At 33.4% G+C, this 940-nt stretch carries 2 protein-coding genes; both read left to right on the forward strand.

Features of this window, described 5'->3' with window-relative positions:
* Positions 1–120: 120 nt before the first annotated feature.
* Positions 121–336 carry a hypothetical protein gene (locus EGT34_RS20845; RefSeq protein ID WP_001012847.1) on the forward strand — a complete coding sequence of 72 codons (216 nt, stop codon included), beginning with the start codon at positions 121–123 and terminating at the stop codon, positions 334–336.
* A 4-nt stretch (positions 337–340) separates the two neighbouring features.
* Complete coding sequence (locus EGT34_RS20850; protein ID WP_000861205.1) at positions 341–817, forward strand: thermonuclease family protein; 477 nt, start codon at positions 341–343, stop codon at positions 815–817.
* The last annotated feature ends 123 nt before the right edge of the window (positions 818–940 follow it).

Genomic DNA, 940 nt, shown 5'->3' on the forward strand with positions numbered 1-940 from the left:
CAAGCTGTGAAAGCGGAAATACCTATGTTGGCGAAACAACTTGTGAAGAAAATGGGTGTTAAAAAAAGATCATTAATTTCAAGTAATTGATTTAGTACAGATGAGGGTGAGGAAAAAGTTATGAACGGTGAATTAATACAGTTTCCTAAGACATGCTCGATTTGTGATCAATATTCACAAAGTTTTCAGGAAATTGAGCAAGATGAAAATTGTTTTAATAAAGAATATATATGCCAGGATTGCATTGATCTAACTAACGGAATAGATATTCTTGAAAAACAAATGCTTGAAGATCATCATAAAACAAAAAAACTATATATTGTTAGCGGAAACTGACCTTATGAAAGTAGCTGGAATAAAGATATTTTTAGGTAGCTTATTGTTAGTAAGTAACATTGCTAACGCTGACTTTGTTGCAAGAGTAATTGGTGTGACTGATGGAGATACAATAACAGTTTTAGACAGATCAAATAATCAAATAAAGGTGCGTCTAGCAGATATTGATGCACCAGAAAAAAGCCAGCCATTTGGAGCAAAGGCTAAGCAAGCTTTATCAGATTTAACTTTTAATAGAAATGTTTATATCCAGGAAAAAGGATATGACAAGTATCATCGATTGATAGGAACTGTTCTAGTAGGTGTGGATCCTATTAATAGGATAATGGTTAAAAATGGTATGGCATGGGCCTTTCGTGAATATTTAGATGATCCAATAATGTTGGATCTAGAGTCATACGCACGAAAAAATAAAATTGGTCTTTGGCAAGATGCTAAGCCGGTATATCCGAGTATGTGGCGAAAGAATCAATCACAGTAGTTATTAGTAGAGAAAGAATGTTGCGGATCCGCAACAAGTAATTAATGTTTAATAAAGAGGTGAATATGTCGCAAATTAGTGAATTATCAATTGAAGAGTTAAAAGATCTTCAGCTTGAAGCAG

It is taken from the genome of Acinetobacter sp. FDAARGOS_558, from assembly GCF_003937785.1.
Taxonomy (GTDB): domain Bacteria; phylum Pseudomonadota; class Gammaproteobacteria; order Pseudomonadales; family Moraxellaceae; genus Acinetobacter; species Acinetobacter baumannii.

Excerpts from the sequence above, each read along its gene's own strand:
- EGT34_RS20845 (WP_001012847.1), top strand. The coding sequence starts at position 121 with ATGAACGGTGAATTAATACAGTTTCCTAAGACATGCTCGATTTGTGAT.
- EGT34_RS20850 (WP_000861205.1), top strand. The coding sequence starts at position 341 with ATGAAAGTAGCTGGAATAAAGATATTTTTAGGTAGCTTATTGTTAGTA.